This window comes from Paenibacillus arenosi, from assembly GCF_014841135.1.
GTDB classification, from domain to species: Bacteria; Bacillota; Bacilli; order Paenibacillales; family Paenibacillaceae; genus Paenibacillus_B; species Paenibacillus_B arenosi.
Genome location: NZ_JACYTN010000016.1, coordinates 23,712 through 43,227, shown reverse-complemented (window position 1 = coordinate 43,227; position 19,516 = coordinate 23,712). Strand labels below are relative to the sequence as shown.

The following is a 19,516-nucleotide window of genomic DNA, read 5'->3' as shown; positions in this document are numbered from 1 at the left end:
TTTATTTTTATAGAGCAAATGAGAGTAAATGGGTGAACGATGAGAGGAGAGATTAGGACGATGAAGACGTTACAGCTTGACCGAATCGTGAAGCAATATGGCGATAAGACGGCAGTCAATGAGATTAGCCTAAGTGCAGAAGCAGGAGAAATTTATGGCTTGTTAGGTGCCAATGGTGCCGGCAAGACGACGACAATGCGAATGGTGCTTGGTCTTATTTATCCAGACGCAGGCCAAATTTTATACAACGGTAAGCCGTATCATAAAGGCTTGGAGCAATTGTTTGGCTATTTGCCAGAGGAACGTGGCTTGTACCCGAAGGTAAAGGTTAGCGATCAAGTACTCTACTTAGCACAGTTGCGCGGCATGTCCCGCAGTGATGCGGATAAGAGCTTGAAGTATTGGCTTGAGCGTTTCCAAGTTCCTGAGAACTACAATAAGAAGATCGAGGAACTGTCCAAAGGAAATCAGCAAAAGATTGGCTTTATCGCATCTATTGTTCATAATCCGAAGTTCATTATCATGGATGAAGCGTTTAGTGGTCTTGACCCTGTTAACGTGGAATTGATGAAAGAGACGGTTAAGGAATTGCGTGACAATGGCGCGACGATTTTGTTCTCTACACACCGTATGGAGCATGTTGAGGAATTGTGCCGTCAAACGACGATCTTGAAGAAAGGTCAGGCGGTGCTGCAAGGAGCAGTGCGTGACTTGAAGGCGAAATATCCGCGTGAGAAAGTCATTCTTCGCACGGCTGGTGACGTTGCTGGCTTGGAGCAAATTGCTGGTGTTAAGCAGGTTGATCGTACGGAAACAGGCTACATTATCAACATCGCTGATGAGTCTGCCGCGCAGCATATTTTGCAGCAGGCGATGGGTCAATCAACTGTGGAGCATTTTGAAGTGAAGGAACCAACGTTGAACGATATCTTCATTAAAGCGGTAGGGGGCGAGTCGAATGCGTAATGTGTGGACAGTAATCGGATTCTCTCTGAGAACGAAGCTAATGACGAAGGCATTTTTAATGACAACAGCGATATTGGCTTTGATCGTTACGATTGTAATGAACTTGCCGTTTATTATTTCTTTGTTCGATGATGAAGACAAAGCGATTAAAGTAGGTCTTGTGAATTCTTCTTACCCTGCGATTGAGAAGTCGCTAGAAGAAGCATTCAAGCAGAAGCAAGATGATATCATTCTCGTTCCTTATGATAACGCAACAGAAGAAGGTCTATTGAAGGATGTAAAAGAAGGCATTATTACGGGATACTTGAAGTTTGAAGCTGCTGAACAAGGCGGTGAGCAGGCATTCCCGAAAGTGACGTACCATAGTGAGGAAGATCTGGATTTCGGTTTGCAAGGCGACATTACAGCTGTTCTTACGGTACTGAAGACACAGTGGATTGTAAAAGACTCATTAACTGCGGATCAGCAACAGCAATTGAACCAACCTGTTTCCTTTGATACGAAGAAATTGAAAGCTAGCGACAGTGGTCAATTAGCAGAAGAAGCTGGTGAAGAAGAGCCTGCGTTCAAGGCTGAGTCGTTCGTTGTTACATTTGCATTGCTCATACTATTCTTTACCTCTATTCAGATGACAGGTAATATGATTGCATCTGAAGTAACGCAGGAGAAAAGCTCGCGCGTCATGGAAATTTTGATTACGAGCGTATCGCCGCTGGCGCAAATGTTCGGTAAAATATTGGCGATGTTTATCCTTGGTATGATTCAGATTATGGCGTTTATCGCAGTAGCGGTTATTAACTTGCTCTTTCCGCATAACCAAGAAGCGCTTAAAGGACTTGATTTGGATATTTCCAAATTCGATCCGATGCTCGTTATTTATGGATTGATTCTATACGTGTTCGGTTACTTCTTGTACGCGACGCTGTACGCTTCGGTTGGTTCTATCGTTAGCCGTACAGAAGACTTGGCACAAGCGGTACTACCAATTACATTCCTAAGCTTGGGTGCATTCTACATTGGTATGTTCAGCGTATCTACACCGAACTCGATGCTTGTAAAAGTAACATCGTTTATCCCATTCTTCACACCGACTTCGATGCTGCTTCGCATCGGTTTGGGCGAATATCAGTGGTGGGAGTTCTGGTTGTCGATCGTGATCCTGCTTCTATCTGTACTTGTATTCGGCTGGTTGGCTGCGAAGATTTACCGCACAGGCGTATTGCTCTACGGTAAGCGCCCTACGTGGAAAGAAGTTCGCAAAGCGATGAAGGCTTATAAGATTTAAGGAAGTGAAAGTGAGCCTGTTGTGAGTAACAGTTATAATTGAGACACATTACAATAATAAATGAGACAAATGATGGTACATGTTTGAGACAATGTATATTTGCCTGATAAGCCAAAACCCTTGGTTTATCAGGCTTTTTTTCTGTGTAAGAAGTTTTGAAATATTCAAGGCTGATAGCACTATCTCTTGCCAAATAATTTCTAACAGTCTTGACTGATGTTATTTTTAGGGTGACGCAATTTTTAAATTTAACGGTTCTTATTTTATGGAACTTAGTTGAGAGTGCATCGAAAAGGTTATTATATAAGTGCGCTGATAACCGTTAGAAATCAACATCGACGAATAAAATAGGTTCTGTGAGGCCTGTTATCGTAGATAGCTTACGGAAAAAAGTCTCAGATTATGATGTAAGTAATCTCAGTATATAGCAGTAATAAGAATTGTATTGGCGTGTTTCGGTGAAATTAGAGGGAATTTATCCCTAATTGTCGAATGGAATTTTAGAAACTAATAGTAGAGGAATATGCAAGAAGGTACCCTGAATGCAATGTAGAAAGCATCTCAAATAATAAGGAGTAATATATCTACTTATCTTGCAAAAGGAGAATCATAATGAGCGTTTTTGATGTATTCAAATTGAAGAAAATTAAAGCTGAATTGGAAAGTTTAAAACGTGAAAATGAATCACTTCATTCAATTTTAACACCTGAACATCAGGAAATTTATGATCTTACTCTTAGGATATCTTCACTTAATATTGAGAAAGAAAAAATTATTAATGATATAGAGTATCAAAAGGATGAGTATGAGAACAAAAAATCAGATATATCTAATTCATTATTCAGATTAAATTCTCAGGCTGAACAAAAAAAGAAAGAGTTGCTAGTACTCGATGAGCAACTTATGCTGGAGTCTTTTTCCTTATATGAACGACAGTACGAGTTTATTGATAGTGTAGCTTTTAAGGAAGCATTAGAATCAATAAGAGATAGGCAGAAATCGATGATTAAGAATAGTACTGCTTGCACAGGGAACCAAAATTGGACCGTAAATAATAGTCAGTCCGAAGGACGAAAAATGGTTAATGATATGATCAAGCTTGTTTTGCGATCATTTAATAATGAATGCGATAGTTGTGTATCCAACGTGAAATTTAATAATATTCATACTTTTGAAAAGAGAATAAAGGCTGCATTTGAAGCGCTTAACAAGCTTGGGCGAATAATGCAGGTAAGTATTTCAAATGATTATTTACGCCTAAAATTTTCGGAGTTATATCTTGCACATGAATATCAATTAAAAAAACAAGAAGAAAAAGAGGAGCAGAAACAGATTCGAGAACAGATGCGTGAAGAAGCTCGCCTTCAACGTGAAGTTGAGGAGGCTCGAAAAGTAGTTGAAAAAGAGAGACGACATTATTCTAACGCGCTTGAAAAAGCGTTAAAGCAACTTGAATCCTGTAAGAATGATGATGACCGAACTTTGATTTTAAGTAAAATAGATGAACTTCAAAATAATTTAGAAGAAATTGAACAACAACTTAAAGATATTGATTATAGAGAAGCTAATCAAAAAGCAGGTTATGTATATGTTATTTCCAATATTGGTTCATTTGGTGAAGGGGTTTATAAAATAGGGATGACTCGAAGATTAGAGCCGCTTGATCGTGTATCTGAGCTCGGAGATGCTTCAGTACCTTTTAATTTTGATATACATGCTATGATTTTTTCTGAAAATGCTCCAGGCTTAGAAGCAGCTTTACATCGAGAATTCGAAAATAAACGTTTAAATAAAATAAATAAGCGTCGTGAGTATTTCAAAGTTACATTAGATGAAATTGAATCAGTTATAACAAAGAATCATGATAAGACCGTTGAATTTATTCGAATTGCTGAGGCTGAAGAATACCGTGAATCAAAATTATTAAATAAAGAGAAATCTTTAGTTATTACAGAGTTAACTCAGTCATGGGAGGAAGCTGCTGTAAGTAAGGAGTAAGTTAGTTTGATTTAAATAATATTTTCCGAAAATACAAGAGATTAATGTAGAGTTCAATAGCGCTTCGTCTATACCTACTGCAAAATAGACAGTTTCCTTTGTGGCGGTTTCGAATAGCATCAATGAAAACAAAAATATAACACTTGACCAACGAGCGTTTTGTAAATGCGTCAACATGTTCTAGCTTCACTTACGTCATATATCAAAACACTTAAACGGATCCGCAGTCTGATGACCTCCCCATTGCGATTTCTTGGGAGGATAAGCTGCAGATAGAGCGACACTCTGTGTGCATTGCATGTGTGTAGCTACGGTTACGAGATGTCCTGAGTTGAATTCAATACGGTCATAGATTTCGTAATCAAGGAGTACTGTTAATTTAATATCCGGTAAGTAATTCAGTTCCATCCGTATGTGTTTGCGAAAAATCTCTGTCATGTTTTCCTTGTGCTATTTATTAAAACAAGATACTTTACGCTCTCATTACAAATAATAGTACGTGAGACAATCTATATTTGCCTGATACGCCAAAAACTATGGTTTATCAGGCTTTTTTCTGTGCTGTTATTGCAATAGAAAAGTGTACATGGATTTTTCCCAAGACTGGTACTTCGTGCTTAATTCTCTCCATACTTTTATTTGCTTTAATTTATGAAAAATCTATTAAATACTTTCAAATAATTGGTTTTATATGATTAAATTGATTTGAGAGTTTTTTCTAAATTAAATTTAAAGAACTCTCTGTAAAAAGAGAAAATCTCTACTTGTAAACTACCATTTTGCAGAGGGACATTATTAGAAGGTCCTAAAGGAAACACCTAAATTTCACAAAAAAATTTCTGTATTTCTCCACAACAATATCTGGGTTATTACGTAATTTTTAAATGGACATAAAAAGATTAAGAGGGGATAGAGCATGAAAAGACATATCAGCATAAAAGGGATGGGCACTTATCTTCCAAAACGAAAAGTAGATTCTTTTGAAATAGATCGTATGCTACATGTGCCAGAAGGCTGGACATTCAAAAAATCCGGTGTAAAGACACGATATTTTGTTGATGGTGAAACCTCCTCTTATATGGGTGCTGAAGCTGCGAAAAAAGCGGTAGAAGATGCTCAGCTAACATGGGATGATATCGATTGTATTATCTGCGGAAGTGGGACGATTCAACAGGCAATTCCTTCTACTGCATCACTTATTCAAGAGCAGCTTGGACTACAGCACTCTGGTATTCCATGTTTTGATATCAACTCAACCTGCCTAAGTTTCGTAACAGCACTTGATACCATATCTTACGCAATGGAATGCGGGCGATACAACAATGTGGTCATCATTTCTTCTGAGATTTCTTCTGTGGGATTAAATTGGGGACAAAATGAAAGCAGCATTTTATTCGGTGACGGTGCGGCGGCTGTTGTGGTATCCAAAAGCGATCATACCTCTTCCATTATCGCTTCTCATATGGAAACCTATAGCTCTGGTGCGCATCTATCTGAAATTCGTGGCGGTGGAACGATGATTCATCCTAGAGAATATAGCGAAGAGCGCAAAGAAGACTTCTTGTTCGATATGAATGGTAGAGCGATTTTTAAATTATCTTCTACGTATATGTTGAAGTTTATCGATAAACTACTTATGAATACTGGTTATACGCTAGATGATATTGATTTAATTGTTCCTCACCAAGCAAGTGGACCAGCTATGCGACTGATTCGCAAAAAACTAGGCGTTGAGGAAGAGCGCTTCATGACCATTTTTGAAGACTACGGTAATATGATTTCCGCATCTATTCCAATTGCTCTGTTCGAAGCGATTAAGCAAAAGAAAGTGCAGCGCGGAAGTAAAGTATTATTGTTAGGTACTTCTGCTGGGCTTTCTATCGGGGGCATTCTTTTTGAATACTAACAAAACCATATTAATTACAGGGGCACGTGCACCAGCAGCTTTACATTTGTGTAGACTGTTTCATAGTACCGGACATACCGTTATTATTGCGGATAGTACTCCCTATCCATTAAGCAAAGCTTCAACAAGTACGGATTACTTTTATGAAATTCCTTCTCCAAAGTGGAACACAAAAGAAAGCATCGATGCGCTGTTATCGATAATTCAACGCCATCATGTGGATGTGCTTATTCCAACTTGTGAAGAAATATTTTATATAGCTAGATATAAAGAAATATTTAGTCCCTTTTGTCATGTATTCGTAGATGATTTTCATAAACTTTCCTTACTCCATAATAAATGGGGGTTTATTCAGTTAACAGCGAATTTAGGTTGGCGAGTTCCTGCGACATATAAAATAAATAATGAACATGCTATAAAAACAATGATTCACGAAGCACCAGCCACAACTCCTTTTGTGCTGAAGCCGATTTTCTCCCGTTTCTCTGATAAAGTGGAGTTTATTACAAAAGAGGCTGCTATAAAAGAAAACATAGTAGATAAGTCAAATTACATCATTCAAGAGTTTATACCAGGAACACAGCATTGTTCCTACAGTATCGCACAATCTGGGAACGTGTTAGCTCACTCTACCTATAAAACGGAATTCACGGCAGGCTTAGGCGCTACCATTGCGTTTAAACCTATTGATCATGCTAAAATTGAACAGTTTGTTGAGCATATGGTAAAAGAGCTAGATTTCTCTGGGCAAATTGCTTTTGATTTTATCGTTACAGAGAACGGAGATGCTATTCCCATTGAATGTAATCCACGTGCCACAAGTGGGTTACATTTATTTGATGAGGAAATCGTATCCGCTTTTTTAAATGCAAAAATAGACCAGCCACTAACTCCGAAAGTAAATGCTGAGTGTGCCATTCGGTTAGCCATGCTTGTATATGGGCTCCCTTATGTAAAAAGTAAACAAAAACGTAAGCGATGGCTACAAGTTCTACGCTCCTATCCAGATATTATGTATAGCCGCACCGATAGAAAACCATATTTTTACCAGTTTTTTAGCATGTATAAATTATGGCGTGAAAGTGTTAAACATAAGCGGACTATGTTAGAGCAAACAACGCATGACATAGCATGGGATGGTGAACCTTTATGAAAATGCTAGTGACGGGTGGAACGGGCTTTCTAGGACAAAAGCTCGCCTTGCGATTGAAGCAGATGGGCTATGAAGTAACCGCAATCGGGAGAAATAAAGCAATCGGTACCTATTTAGAACAACATGGAATTGAGTTTGTACAGTGTCGGCTTGAAGACAGGGATCGTGTGCTGCAAGTGTGTAAAAATAAAGATTACATCTTTCATAGCGGTGCTCTTTCTTCCCCTTGGGGCAAATATAAAGATTTTTACAATGCGAATGTGCTAGGAACAAAGCATATTATCGAGGGAAGTCAAAAGTCTGGTATAAAACGCCTGATCCATGTATCAACACCGAGTATTTATTTCTATTATGATGAGCGACAAGATGTAATGGAAAATGCGAAGCTTCCTGATACCTTTGTCAATCATTATGCCAAGACGAAGTACATGGCTGAACAAGGTGTAGATCAAGCTTTCTCGGATGGTCTACCTGTTATTACGATACGCCCACGCGCTTTGTTTGGTCCAGGAGATAACGCGATTCTTCCACGGCTTATTAAAGTATGTGAAAAAGGTGCCCTGCCGAGAATCGGTACAGACAATGTTCTTGTTGATATTACTTATGTCGAGAATGTTGTAGATGCTTTACTTCTTTGTATGGATTCCCCCGTACATACATTAGGACAAAAATATAATATAACCAATGACGAACGTGTAAATTTATATGAAGTCATTGAACATGTCATGAAGCGACTTGATAAGGACGTACAATATAAAAACATTTCCTACAAAACTGCTTTTACACTAGCTGCTATATTAGAAGGAATTTCAAAAACGATTTTGTTCGGAAAAGAACCTATTCTCACCAAATATACGGTTAGTGTCCTTTCAAAAAGCCAGACATTAAATATGGATAAAGCTAAAAAAGAACTAGGATATGCTCCTAGGATCAGTATAGAAGAAGGAATCACAAAGTTTGTAGACTGGTGGAAAATACAATGAAAATCAAATCTTTAAAGCTATATGATACAGGATATTGCACACATCCAGAGAAAATTGCCTACGCCAAGGGCAGTTGGAAGCAAATCCGGTTTCCAGCTACAGTAGGATTACTTCAGCATCCCAGCTTAGGGTATATATTATTTGATACCGGATATGCGGAACACTTTAAAGAAGCAACAAAAAAATTTCCGTACTCTGTATATGCAAAGCTTACCCCAGTTCATTTTACGGAAGAGCAATCTATGAAACAGCAGCTGCTTCTTGATGGTATTCATCCAGAGGAAATTAAATATATTATTATTTCTCATTTTCATGGCGATCACACAGCTGGTCTACTTGACTTCCCAACAGCCAAAATACTAACCTTCGCAAAAGCTTATGAGGATATAAAGAAGAGGAGTAAATTTGGAACTCTATTAAAAGGGTGTTTAAAAGACACTCTGCCGATTGATTTAGAGCAAAGGATGACATTTATTGATCACAATCCATCGATGAAGCTCGCCCCGGCATATGGGAAATTTGAAGAGGGTTACGATGTATTTGGTGATGGCTCCTTACTTGCTGTTGACTTAACAGGGCATGCAGCGGGACAATTTGGCCTATTCGTCCATTTACACAGTAGTAAAATTGTTTTTCTATGTGCAGACGCGGTGTGGCTAAGTAAAACGTATCAAAACCTTGTATTTCCTAGTAAAATTGCGAACCTGTTAACTAGCGATTCAACATCTTACCGACAAAATATTGAGAAACTGCACCATTTATCTCAAGCATCACCTGAGATTGAAATTGTACCAACTCATTGTGAGCACACATGGGATAAAATTAAAGCAGGAGTGTACTATGAATAAATTTCGGATTCTCCAGCAATATTTGAAAACAAAATATGGCTCGCGATTTTCCGATCGCGAACAATTGGAACGATTTCATAACCAACAAATTAAAAAACAATTGTTGTTCACGATAGAGAAGTCTCCTTTCTATCGCCAGTTATATGCTCCTTTTTTAGAAGATATTCAAAAGGGAAACTTGGCTGCGCTCCCTATCATTGATAAAGAAGTAATGATGGAGCATTTTGATACTTTAAACACCGTTCATATTACAAAAGAAGAAGCATTTCGTGTTGCATTTGAAGCAGAAAAGACACGGAATTTCTCTCCTACTATTCGTAATATAACGGTCGGTTTATCTTCAGGCACTAGTGGAAATCGTGGGGTTTTTCTCGTTTCCGAGGAAGAGCAAACGCTGTGGGCGGGTTCGATTATTGGAAAGGTGCTTCCTTCTAGCATTCTCCATAAACACACGATTGCTTTTTTCTTGCGTGCAAATAGTAATTTATACGAAGCAACAAAAAATAAGCGAATTTCCTTTCATTTTTTTGATTTACTAGATTCGTCTCAACAGCATATCGCTCAATTAAATGAAGTGAATCCATCTATTTTAATTGCACCTCCGTCTATGTTGCGAAAGATCGCTTCCTGGCAGCAAGAAGGACTTATTAACATTTGTCCTCAAAAAATGATCTCTGTAGCAGAGGTGCTTGAAGATATGGATAGCACGTTTATTCGTGCAACGTTCCAACAGACCGTACACCAAGTGTACCAATGTACAGAAGGGTTTCTTGCTACCACCTGCAGTCAGGGAACGTTACACATCAATGAAGATCTCGTTCATATTGAAAAAGAATACTTAGATCAAGAAAACGGGATATTCGTTCCCATTATTACGGATTTCATGCGGAAAACACAGCCTATTATACGCTACCGTCTCAATGACATCTTAATTGAGAAAAAAACGCCTTGCAGCTGTGGTTCTCCCTTTATAGCCTTAGAGCGAATTGATGGTCGATGCGATGATATATTTATTGGCAGAAGTGAATGGGATAATAGGGAGATATCTATTTTTCCTGACTTCATTCGAAGAGCAATTATGTTTGCCTCCAATGAAATTCAACAATTTAAAGTAATCCAGCACCGCATAGACAACATTGAAATTAAACTTGAAGCACCACCTGAACATCTCGCATCATGTCAATCCAATGTTATACAAGAGTTGCATGCACTGTGGTCTACTAAAAAGTGTGCTATACCGAATATTTTCTTTTCACATTACGATATTCAATTGCATGATAAAAAATTAAAAAGAATAGAAAGCCTTGTAAAGCATGGTGGGCAGATATGATTAAATTGCATGATGCTCATTCCCTGCACAGCATTGACTGGGCCTCCAAAAAAGATGGAGCCTATGTAAGAGACAGCTTCCTGCCTTTTTTCGAAAAGGGCGTTACCGCATATATTGAAAATGTTAACACGCATCTATTTCTATTAGAAATAGATGATCTCATTTTGCCCGTTACGATAAATAACGAGGAGTTCGATAATTCCTATGTATGTTCTCCTTATACCCATTACGTATCCTATGCATTAGAAGAGTTATGGGAATTAAAAAAACCATGGTTAGAGAAGCTGCTAACTTATCCGATTCATCTTATGGGAAGCTGGCTGCGACGAACGAATATGAATAAAGTTATTGTCGTGAATAATTGGATGCTGTCAACGAATCTTTATCATGCTATCAACGAACAGCAAATCGAACAGATTACGAATGTATTTGTTGAGAAATATCCTGAACATACGATTCTATTTCGCTCTTTAAATAACGAATTATATCCTACCATTACACAAGCATTATCTGCAGTAGGTTACAGTAAAATGATGTCTCGCTCTATCTATTTATTTGATCCAAAACACTATAAAGAAATGAATTCAAAAAAGCGAAAAGACTTATTAAACGATAAAAGTCTATTAAAGAAAAGCAAGTATGAAATCATTACGAATGATGGACTTACAAAAGAGGATATTTTACAAATTTTCGAGTTATACAACCAACTCTATATTAGAAAATACTCTAGGCATAATCCAATGTTTACACCCGATTATTTATGGAATGCTCTTAATCACCATTTATTTGAGATAAAGGCCATAAAAAAAGGAGATACCATAGATGGTGTCATTGCTTATTTTATTAGGGATGGAGTGATGACTACGCCTATCCTTGGCTATGATACCAACTCTGATCAGCAGCAAGGCTTATACCGTATTCTTTCCCTCCTTATTACAATGGATTCTATCGAAAAAGATTTAATTTGTCATTGTAGTGCTGGGGCCGGAGAGTTCAAACGAAATCGTGGCGCCAAACAGGAGATTGAATACAGCTACGTGTATTATGCTCATTTGCCACCTAATAAACAAAGGGTATGGAAAGCACTACGTTGGATATTGGATACATGGATAGAACCGATGGCAAGAAAACATCGCTTTTAGGTTCATCGGAGATAGAACGCAAATCTTAACTTTGACAGAGGAACAATACGTGTAATATGATTAATCATATAGTGAAACGTTTAAACACTTAAACGTATTGTGAAAGGAGGGAGTATGGTGGGTAAACAAGCATTAGAGCAGTTTCGTAAATGTACCCCTCTTTTTCAACTGTTAATGGATCCAAACCGCCAAGATATCATTTTACTACTAAGTGAAAACGATGCTTTGACTGTTAATGATATAACGGAGCATTCCGTCCTTTCACGACCAGCCATTTCGCATCATCTACAGTTGTTGAAGCAGCAAGGTTTAGTGGAAGTTGAGAAGCGTGGGACGGAGCGATACTATTCTTTAACATTAGGAGATGCTGTAGCATCATTAAAAGAACTATTATCATTTGTTGAACGTGATTGCCTTTAGAGGATGTCTAAAGGTTTCTTTTACACTTTATTTGTTTAAGTGTTTAAACGTTTAGAAATTATATATTTCATTAGCATGTTTAATTATAAGCATAATCTTAGGAGGGCATCATAATGAATCAAGTAGAAACCATTGATGTACAATCTATTGTTGCTGAGCATAAGCAATTTTTTCATAAAGGATCGACTACTAGTTTGGAATTTCGATTGCAGCAACTAGAGAAGTTAAGAACAGCGATCCAGCGCTATGAAACTCAAATTCATGAAGCCTTATATAAGGATTTAGGAAAAAGCGAATTTGAAGCTTATGCAACAGAGGTAGGACTCGCATTAAACGCGATTCAGTATATGATGAAAAATTTGAAAAAATGGATGAAGCCTGAAAAGATAAAAACGCCTTTTTATTTGTATCCATCTAGCAGTTACATTATGAAAGAGCCTTATGGAACGGTGTTAATTATCGGTCCGTTTAATTATCCATTTCAATTGTTAATCGATCCACTTGTTGGTGCGATTGCAACCGGGAACTGCGTGGTACTTAAGCCTTCTGAGAACACACCCAATGTAGCGGCTATCGTCCACAAAATGATAAAGGAAACATTCAATGAGGAATATATTCGAGTAGTAGAGGGAGAAAGAGAAATAACCTCTCAACTCATTCATGCGCCTTTTGACTATATCTTTTTCACAGGAAGTGTCGCTGTCGGAAAAATTGTCATGGAAGCTGCTGCGAAAAATCTCGTTCCAGTAACGTTAGAGCTTGGTGGGAAAAGTCCCGTAATCGTGGACCGCACGGCGAATTTAGAAATGGCGGCGAAAAGAATTGTGTGGGGCAAATTTTTGAATACAGGGCAGACCTGTGTTGCACCCGACTATTTATTAGTTCATTCTGAAGTAAAGCAACAATTCCTCTCAAAAATGAAAGAAGTCATTCGTCATTATTACGGGGAAAATGCGATACAAAGCAAAGATTACGGGCGAATCGTGAATGAGCGTCAGTTCGATAGACTTGTTTCTATTATAGAGAAGGATAAATCAAATCTACTATTTGGAGGGAAATCGGTTAGAGAAGAACGATACATTGAACCTACTGTGCTGGAAGCAAAGTCTTGGTCAGACGCAGCTATGCTGGATGAGATTTTTGGGCCAATCTTGCCGATTATGGAGTATAGCTCGCTAGAAGGTGCAATTCAGACTATAAATAAGCAGCCGAAGCCTTTGGCCCTATACGTGTTTACGGAAGATAAAATGGTTGAACAAGAAGTGTTGAGTCGAGTTTCATTTGGTGGTGGCTGTGTCAATGATACGATTTCACATGTGGTTAATCACCATTTGCCGTTTGGCGGGGTAGGGAATTCAGGAATGGGTGCGTATCATGGGAAGTTTAGTTTTGATCTATTCTCACATCATAAGAGCATTATGAAAAAGAGTACAAAATTTGACCTAGGCTTCTTATTCCCTCCATATGAAAATAAACTGAAGTGGATTAAAAAAGTGTTTAAATAGTTTGGAATGCTGCTTGGGTGCCGCAGCTTGTGAAAGAGCTACAATTGAAGCGCTCGGAACAAACTTAATATAAATTTTATTTTTATCCCACCACATTTTTAAGCTTCATCCCTTATCTTTGTATGATGAAAGGTAGGGATGCGAAATGAAACAAACGAAGATAATGAATAGCCATTGGCTGCTAATCGGCGCATTTGCTTTATATTTGTACACATTGCTCAAAATTATTTTATTTAAGTTTCATTCTATTAATTTAAGCTTTATGATGCATCAACTACAGTCGAATATAGAAGATCCTCATTCCATTATAGATAGGCTGCAAGTAGGCAATTTAGTTCCGTTTAAGCAAATATCTGAAAATATGGAAGGTCAGTCAATGAATGATTTCATTCAGGTGTTTGGCAACATCGGGCTCTTTGTGCCACTCGGCATTTTTCTGACGCTGTTGTTAAAAAACAAAAAAGGTACGTTTTTCATCGTGCTCGTTGGTTCCTTGGCTATAAGTTTGAGTTTGGAAAGCGCGCAGCTCTTGTTTTCTATCGGCAACTTTGATGTTGATGATCTGATTCTAAATACACTTGGGGGCATATTAGGACATTGCCTCATTCGATTGCGGGTCATGGAGGAAAAAAGTACTTCTAAGCCAACATGTAAAGCCAGCTAGTTCGACTTCGAGCTAACTGGCTTTTTTGCTGTGCAAGGGAGCGACTAAGGATTTTCGATGGGTTCTAGTGATTTTTTATGGCCAACTATGTGTAAAAGAAATGGAGTTGGTTATTCCGACTTTATTTAAGCAAAGAAAGTGTCACTTCTAATGTGTTATCCACAAAAGCTCGCTGCGGGCGAGATTTCAAAATAACCGTAAGTCCGATTAATGACGTAATTAGCGCTTGAGCTAAAGCTTTCGCATCCGAAACTGTCTTTAGCTCGCCTGACTGTATCCCGCGTTCAATAGCTTCTTGGAAAATAACAGATAGATACATTTGATGTTCTCTTGTGAGAATTTCGAACTTCTCATCGTGAGGGGCAAGTTCGACCATCGTATTGATACAGAAACAGCCACGGCTGAGCTCTCCTGAGGTTTCTTCGGCAACTACATCTTCAAAAAAATTGCGAAATGCTTCTTTTACAGAAGGATTGCCCTGAAGCTTGGCCCGCATCTCGGAAGCGCGAGCCATCGTATATGTGCGCAGTGCAGCTTCGAACAACTCTTTCTTGTCTCCGAAGGTGGAGTATATACTCGGCCGTGTAATTCCCATTCTGGAAGTTAGGTCACTCAATGAAGTAGCTTCATATCCCTTTTCCCAAAATAACTGCATTGCCGCATCTAGTACTTTTTCTTCGTCAAATTCACGAGTTCTTGCCATCATTCCGCCCTCTTGTCATCTTGGATTTATTTTCGTACCAATCAGTATGAAATAATATTATAATTTGCTGCCTTTCTTGTCAAACCTCAAATGCAATTATGATACTAAATGTATCGAATGTGCAAATGATTTGCTGATATATAAGAACGAAGCAATAATAAAGATGTTGACAGGATTAGGAATGTGACGTTATATTTGCTGAACAAAATAACATACTGATCGGTATGTTATTTTAATTGTCATCATGATGAGATTGGAGGGGAGGTATGCACAACATGAAGGAGGTTCTGGAAGAGGGTGTAGGCGATGGCGACAGGTCAATGATTCTGCTACAAGGGAAGCAAGGGTTGGTCGAGGCCGAAGCTGGCACGCAGCGTTCTACTATTTCTCGTTATGTGACCCTGCTGTGTGCGGTGGCTTGCGGGATGTCCGTGGCCAATATCTATTTTGCACAACCACTGCTCAATAATCTTTCGAGTGAATTCGGCGTTGATCAGTCTATCATTGGTATCCTCATTACGATCACGCAAATCTTTTATGCAGTGGGGCTGTTGCTGCTGGTGCCGCTCGGAGATTTACTGAACCAGCGTCGTTTAATCATTGGTCAAATGCTGCTATCTGTGATTGCCCTAGTTATCGTAGGCACTGCTTCCACTAGCTTGGCGCTATTCGTAGGAATGGCATTGGTAGGATTGCTTGCGGTTGTGACACAGACAATTGTGGCATTTGCAGCCACCATGGCCGCCTCTGCCGAGCGAGGGCGAGTCGTTGGCATCGTAACAAGCGGCATTGTAATAGGGATATTGCTTGCACGAACGTTTGCAGGAATCGTAACGGATTTTGCCGATTGGCGCTCTGTTTACCTGCTCTCTGCCGCATGTATGCTCCTTACGATAGTTGTATTTATGAGGGTTCTGCCCAATGTTGAACGCAAGGTCAGGACTCTAACATATCCTCAACTTCTTAAGTCGGTGTTTGTGCTGTTTGCACAAGAACGGGTACTACGTATCCGCGCGGTTCTCGCTATGCTCATTTTTGCTGACTTCAACATTTTATGGACGTCATTGGTCCTGCCGCTTAGTGCGCCGCCATTATCTCTTTCGCATACGGCAATTGGGGCCTTTGGTCTTGCAGGAGTGGCTGGAGTGTTAGGTGCGGCGCGAGCTGGAAGACTCGCAGATCGAGGTTATGGACAGAGGACAACGGGCTATGCCTTACTCCTACTGTTTGTATCATGGTTTCTCATTCGTTATACCGAGCAGTCGCTGTTTGCGCTGGTCATTGGTATTGTCCTTTTGGATTTGGCCGTGCAGGCCGTACACGTTACGAATCAAAGCATGATTTTAGCGCTGCGGCCCGAGGCGCGAAGTCGGCTTACTGCGGGTTACATGGTGTTCTATTCCATTGGCAGTGCAGCGGGTTCAATTGCTGCGACCTATATGTATGCTCATTATGGCTGGGCCGGAGTATGTTTGCTCGGCGCTTCAGTCAGTGCATTGGCTTTGCTATTTTGGGCAGTGACGAAGAGGTCAATGATTGCAGCCCGATAAGACATTGGGTGTCTGTGAAAATGAAATGCTATAAACATGCAAATTCATATTGGCGAATGATAGGTTGCTTTCATTTTTGATTAAGGAGAGATGTTCTGTGGAAATAGGGATTACTTCGTTTGTCGAAACAACGCCGGACGTTCATACCGGTGAAGTCATCAGTCATGCACAGCGGCTGCGTGAAGTAGTCGAGGAGATTGTGCTTGCTGATCAAGTGGGACTAGATGTGTTCGGAATAGGTGAGCATCATCGGAAAGATTACGCAGCGTCTTCGCCAGCTGTTGTATTGTCTGCAGCAGCGACACAGACGAAGCGGATTCGGTTGACTAGTGCAGTAACGGTGATATCTTCCTCTGATCCTGTACGTGTGTTTCAAGACTTTTCTACCCTTGATGGCCTTTCAAATGGACGTGCGGAGATAATGGCGGGAAGAGGCTCCTTTATCGAATCTTTTCCGTTGTTCGGCTACGATTTGAATGACTATGATGAGCTGTTTCAAGAACAACTGGAATTGCTTCTGATGATTAGAGAATCGGAAAAAGTAATTTGGAAAGGTGGGCATCGCCCGGCGATTAACAATTTGGGTGTATATCCTCGCCCTGTTCAGAGCCCTTTGCCTGTATGGATTGGCAGTGGAGGCAATCAGGAATCTGTTATTCGTGCAGGTCTTATGGGACTGCCGTTAATGCTCGCAATAATCGGAGGGAGTCCGCTGCGATTTGCCCCACTTGTACAGCTTTATAAAAGAGCAGCAAGCCACGCCGGTCATGATGTGTTGAAGCTTAGAGTAGGTTCACATTCGTTAGGGTTTGTTGCGGAAAATACGGAGCTGGCGGCTAATACCTTTTTCCCGTCAACGCAGGCAGGTATGAACAAAATCGGAAGAGAGCGAGGTTGGGTGCACTATGACCGCTCTAGTTATGATGCTGCGCGCAGCTTTGATGGCGCGCTGTATGTTGGCGATCCGGAGACGGTTGCTCAAAAAATTATTCACCTTCGCAAACAGGTCGGCATTACACGTTTCATGATGTATGTACCGATTGCTACGATGCCTCATGCAGAGGTAATGAGAGCTATCGAATTGTTAGGAACAGAGGTAGCGCCTCGGGTGCGAGAAGAAATAGCCAAGTGGGAAGCAGAGACAGGGCAATTATCATAACATTAACATTCGAATAGAGGAGACATTTATATGAATTTCAAAAGTAGGGTACTACCAGAACTAAGGCCAACATTAGCACAATTTCCTGGTTTTCAACTAGCGGAGAAGTTAGCGTGGAGTAGGAACTTGTTAGCGGGTCCGCCTATTAAACCGTCGGACCATGTTCGCACGACAACTCGGATGATTCCGGGAGCAGCTGGAGAAATAGTAGCCAAAATCTATGAACCAGCTAAGCGCACAGAAGCTGCTCTTCCAGCCATGTTGTGGATTCATGGAGGGGGTTATGTGATGGGACATCCTGATATGGACGATGCTTTGTGCGAGCGCTTCGTGCAGGCAGCAAATTGTGTTGTTGTCTCCATTGATTATCGTCTTGCTCCCGAACATCCCTATCCAGATGGGCTTCATGACTGTTATGCCGCTCTTGTATGGATGACGGGAGAAGCTAAGATGCTCGGCATCGATGTGGAGCGGGTAGCGATCGCAGGTGCTAGTGGAGGCGGTGGATTGACTGCGGCACTTGCTTTGCTAGTTCGTGACAAAGGTGGCCCAGCGCTCATTTTCCAAATGCTGCTCTATCCGATGATAGACAATCGCAATCATACAGCATCGAGCCATGAGATTACGGACGACAACGCAACATGGAATAGAACGAACAACGTAGATGCGTGGAAAATGTATTTGGGTGAGAGCAGCGATGCCAGCGAGCTTCCCCCTTATGCGGTACCGTCGAGAGCGAGCAGCTTGGAGGGATTGCCGCCAACTTATACATGTGTTGGCCAACTCGATTTGTTCCGGGATGAGACGATCGAATATGTGACACGCCTTGCGCAAGCAGGCGTAGATGTTGAATTCCACCTTTATCCCGGCTGTTTCCACGTCTTTGAAGTGTTCGTTCCGCAAGCGGAAGTAAGCCAGCGAGCCAGTCAAAACTATGTGGATGCTATGGCGAGAGCGCTTAATCCATCAAAAGTACATAGTGAATAACAACCATGGCTATCTCCTTGAGGAACGGGAGTGGTTGGTTGTCCGTTTATTTTCAAGGTAGGTAGTGGGTTCTTAGAAAAATTCATGGTAGGAATAGTTAAAAAACCATTTACATACTCCAGGGGGGTATAGTATATTTGAGTTGTGATTTTATATAGGGTGTAGGGGTATGTTGAGGTGTGTATAGAAAGGAGGTGAAAAGATGAAAGAGGTGACGTTGAAAATCGAAGGGATGAACTGCCGCTCATGTGTCAAAAAAATTGAGGGAGTTCTAGATGGAATCGGCGTTGAAGGACAGGTTAACTTCGAACAAGGAACGCTTTTTGTGAAATATGACGAAGCCAAGCTGGAGATTTCGGATATTCAAGAAAGCATCCAAGCTAAAGGATATAAAACGACTGTTTAAAGTCATACCTTGCAATAACCTAATGAGGGGTGTGTCAAGATGACCGAATCAGTAATCATTTATTCAATACCTACCTGTGGCGACTGCAACCATGCCAAGCGTTATTTCAAAGAAAATGAAATTTCGTATATTGAATATGACTGTGAAACGGATGAAAAGTATGCGAAAGAAGTAATGGATTTAACAGGCAAACAAATTGTTCCTACGATCGTCATCGGCAATAAGGTGTTTGTTGGATTCGCCGAAAATCTTACAGAAATAAGTGATTTGTTAAAGTAATGATGGGGCCTACTATATATACATGCGGGTAGTTAGTGACGGAATAAATTTTTGAATAAAATAGCCGGTTCGTTATAGCCAGTTTGTTCAAATGGTTGAGCGAGCTGGCTATTTTTTTGTGAAGACGTTAGCGTATTCGAAACGAATCAAAGTTGAACCAGAAGAGTTGAACAAGTGCGTCCTATATTTTGCTGAATTATCATAGGGGGCTTGGAATTCCTGAATCCTTCGC

Annotated in this window: 18 protein-coding genes; 17 read left to right on the top strand and 1 reads right to left on the bottom strand. The window is 40.1% G+C overall.

Annotated features, from left to right (window positions below; all coding sequences use genetic code 11):
- Positions 1-60 precede the first annotated feature (60 nt).
- From IFO66_RS16480 to IFO66_RS16425, 12 genes are all read left to right on the top strand, one after another.
- Entirely contained in the window at positions 61-966 is a 906-nt protein-coding gene (locus IFO66_RS16480) for an ABC transporter ATP-binding protein (RefSeq protein WP_192026216.1), read from the top strand.
- Positions 959-2,251: an ABC transporter permease gene (locus IFO66_RS16475; protein ID WP_192026215.1), complete on the top strand. Its 1,293-nt coding sequence runs from the start codon at positions 959-961 to the stop codon at positions 2,249-2,251. Before IFO66_RS16480 ends, IFO66_RS16475 begins: the two co-directional genes overlap by 8 nt.
- Before the next feature lie 612 nt (positions 2,252-2,863).
- Positions 2,864-4,249, top strand: a complete 1,386-nt coding sequence (locus IFO66_RS16470) for an SNIPE associated domain-containing protein (protein ID WP_192026214.1) — start codon at positions 2,864-2,866, stop codon at positions 4,247-4,249.
- Between the two features lie 916 nt (positions 4,250-5,165).
- Positions 5,166-6,155: a beta-ketoacyl-ACP synthase III gene (locus IFO66_RS16465; RefSeq protein WP_192026213.1), complete on the top strand. Its 990-nt coding sequence runs from the start codon at positions 5,166-5,168 to the stop codon at positions 6,153-6,155.
- On the top strand, positions 6,145-7,308 hold the full coding sequence (locus tag IFO66_RS16460) for an ATP-grasp domain-containing protein (RefSeq protein ID WP_192026212.1): 1,164 nt from the start codon (positions 6,145-6,147) through the stop codon (positions 7,306-7,308). The genes IFO66_RS16465 and IFO66_RS16460 overlap by 11 nt, the downstream gene beginning before the upstream one ends.
- Positions 7,305-8,291, top strand: a complete 987-nt coding sequence (locus IFO66_RS16455; protein ID WP_192026211.1) for an NAD-dependent epimerase/dehydratase family protein — start codon at positions 7,305-7,307, stop codon at positions 8,289-8,291. Before IFO66_RS16460 ends, IFO66_RS16455 begins: the two co-directional genes overlap by 4 nt.
- A complete protein-coding gene (locus IFO66_RS16450) occupies positions 8,288-9,139 on the top strand; it encodes an MBL fold metallo-hydrolase (RefSeq protein ID WP_192026210.1) in 852 nt (283 codons plus the stop codon). The genes IFO66_RS16455 and IFO66_RS16450 overlap by 4 nt, the downstream gene beginning before the upstream one ends.
- On the top strand, positions 9,132-10,469 hold the full coding sequence (locus IFO66_RS16445; protein WP_192026209.1) for a F390 synthetase-related protein: 1,338 nt from the start codon (positions 9,132-9,134) through the stop codon (positions 10,467-10,469). Before IFO66_RS16450 ends, IFO66_RS16445 begins: the two co-directional genes overlap by 8 nt.
- On the top strand, positions 10,466-11,611 hold the full coding sequence (locus IFO66_RS16440; RefSeq protein WP_192026208.1) for a hypothetical protein: 1,146 nt from the start codon (positions 10,466-10,468) through the stop codon (positions 11,609-11,611). Before IFO66_RS16445 ends, IFO66_RS16440 begins: the two co-directional genes overlap by 4 nt.
- 117 nt (positions 11,612-11,728) lie before the next feature.
- Positions 11,729-12,031: a metalloregulator ArsR/SmtB family transcription factor gene (locus IFO66_RS16435; protein WP_192026270.1), complete on the top strand. Its 303-nt coding sequence runs from the start codon at positions 11,729-11,731 to the stop codon at positions 12,029-12,031.
- Between the two features lie 113 nt (positions 12,032-12,144).
- A complete protein-coding gene (locus tag IFO66_RS16430) occupies positions 12,145-13,536 on the top strand; it encodes an aldehyde dehydrogenase (protein WP_192026207.1) in 1,392 nt (463 codons plus the stop codon).
- 145 nt (positions 13,537-13,681) lie between these two features.
- On the top strand, positions 13,682-14,200 hold the full coding sequence (locus tag IFO66_RS16425) for a VanZ family protein (RefSeq protein WP_192026206.1): 519 nt from the start codon (positions 13,682-13,684) through the stop codon (positions 14,198-14,200).
- 121 nt (positions 14,201-14,321) lie between these two features.
- Here IFO66_RS16425 and IFO66_RS16420 read toward each other — a convergent pair whose 3' ends face one another.
- Positions 14,322-14,903: a TetR/AcrR family transcriptional regulator gene (locus tag IFO66_RS16420; RefSeq protein ID WP_192026269.1), complete on the bottom strand. Its 582-nt coding sequence runs from the start codon at positions 14,901-14,903 to the stop codon at positions 14,322-14,324.
- Positions 14,904-15,178: 275 nt separating this feature from the next.
- Here IFO66_RS16420 and IFO66_RS16415 point away from each other — a divergent pair, with 275 nt between their 5' ends.
- From IFO66_RS16415 to IFO66_RS16395, 5 genes are all read left to right on the top strand, one after another.
- Positions 15,179-16,453 carry an MFS transporter gene (locus IFO66_RS16415; RefSeq protein WP_192026268.1) on the top strand — a complete coding sequence of 425 codons (1,275 nt, stop codon included), beginning with the start codon at positions 15,179-15,181 and terminating at the stop codon, positions 16,451-16,453.
- A gap of 97 nt (positions 16,454-16,550) precedes the next feature.
- Positions 16,551-17,612, top strand: coding sequence for an Atu2307/SP_0267 family LLM class monooxygenase (locus tag IFO66_RS16410; RefSeq protein ID WP_192026205.1), 1,062 nt, complete (start codon positions 16,551-16,553; stop codon positions 17,610-17,612).
- A gap of 30 nt (positions 17,613-17,642) precedes the next feature.
- Positions 17,643-18,599, top strand: coding sequence for an alpha/beta hydrolase (locus IFO66_RS16405; RefSeq protein ID WP_192026204.1), 957 nt, complete (start codon positions 17,643-17,645; stop codon positions 18,597-18,599).
- A gap of 202 nt (positions 18,600-18,801) precedes the next feature.
- Complete coding sequence (locus IFO66_RS16400; RefSeq protein ID WP_192026203.1) at positions 18,802-19,005, top strand: heavy-metal-associated domain-containing protein; 204 nt, start codon at positions 18,802-18,804, stop codon at positions 19,003-19,005.
- 39 nt (positions 19,006-19,044) lie between these two features.
- Positions 19,045-19,284 (top strand): glutaredoxin family protein, encoded by a 240-nt coding sequence (locus tag IFO66_RS16395; RefSeq protein WP_192026202.1) that lies wholly within the window; start codon positions 19,045-19,047, stop codon positions 19,282-19,284.
- Positions 19,285-19,516: the final 232 nt, after the last annotated feature.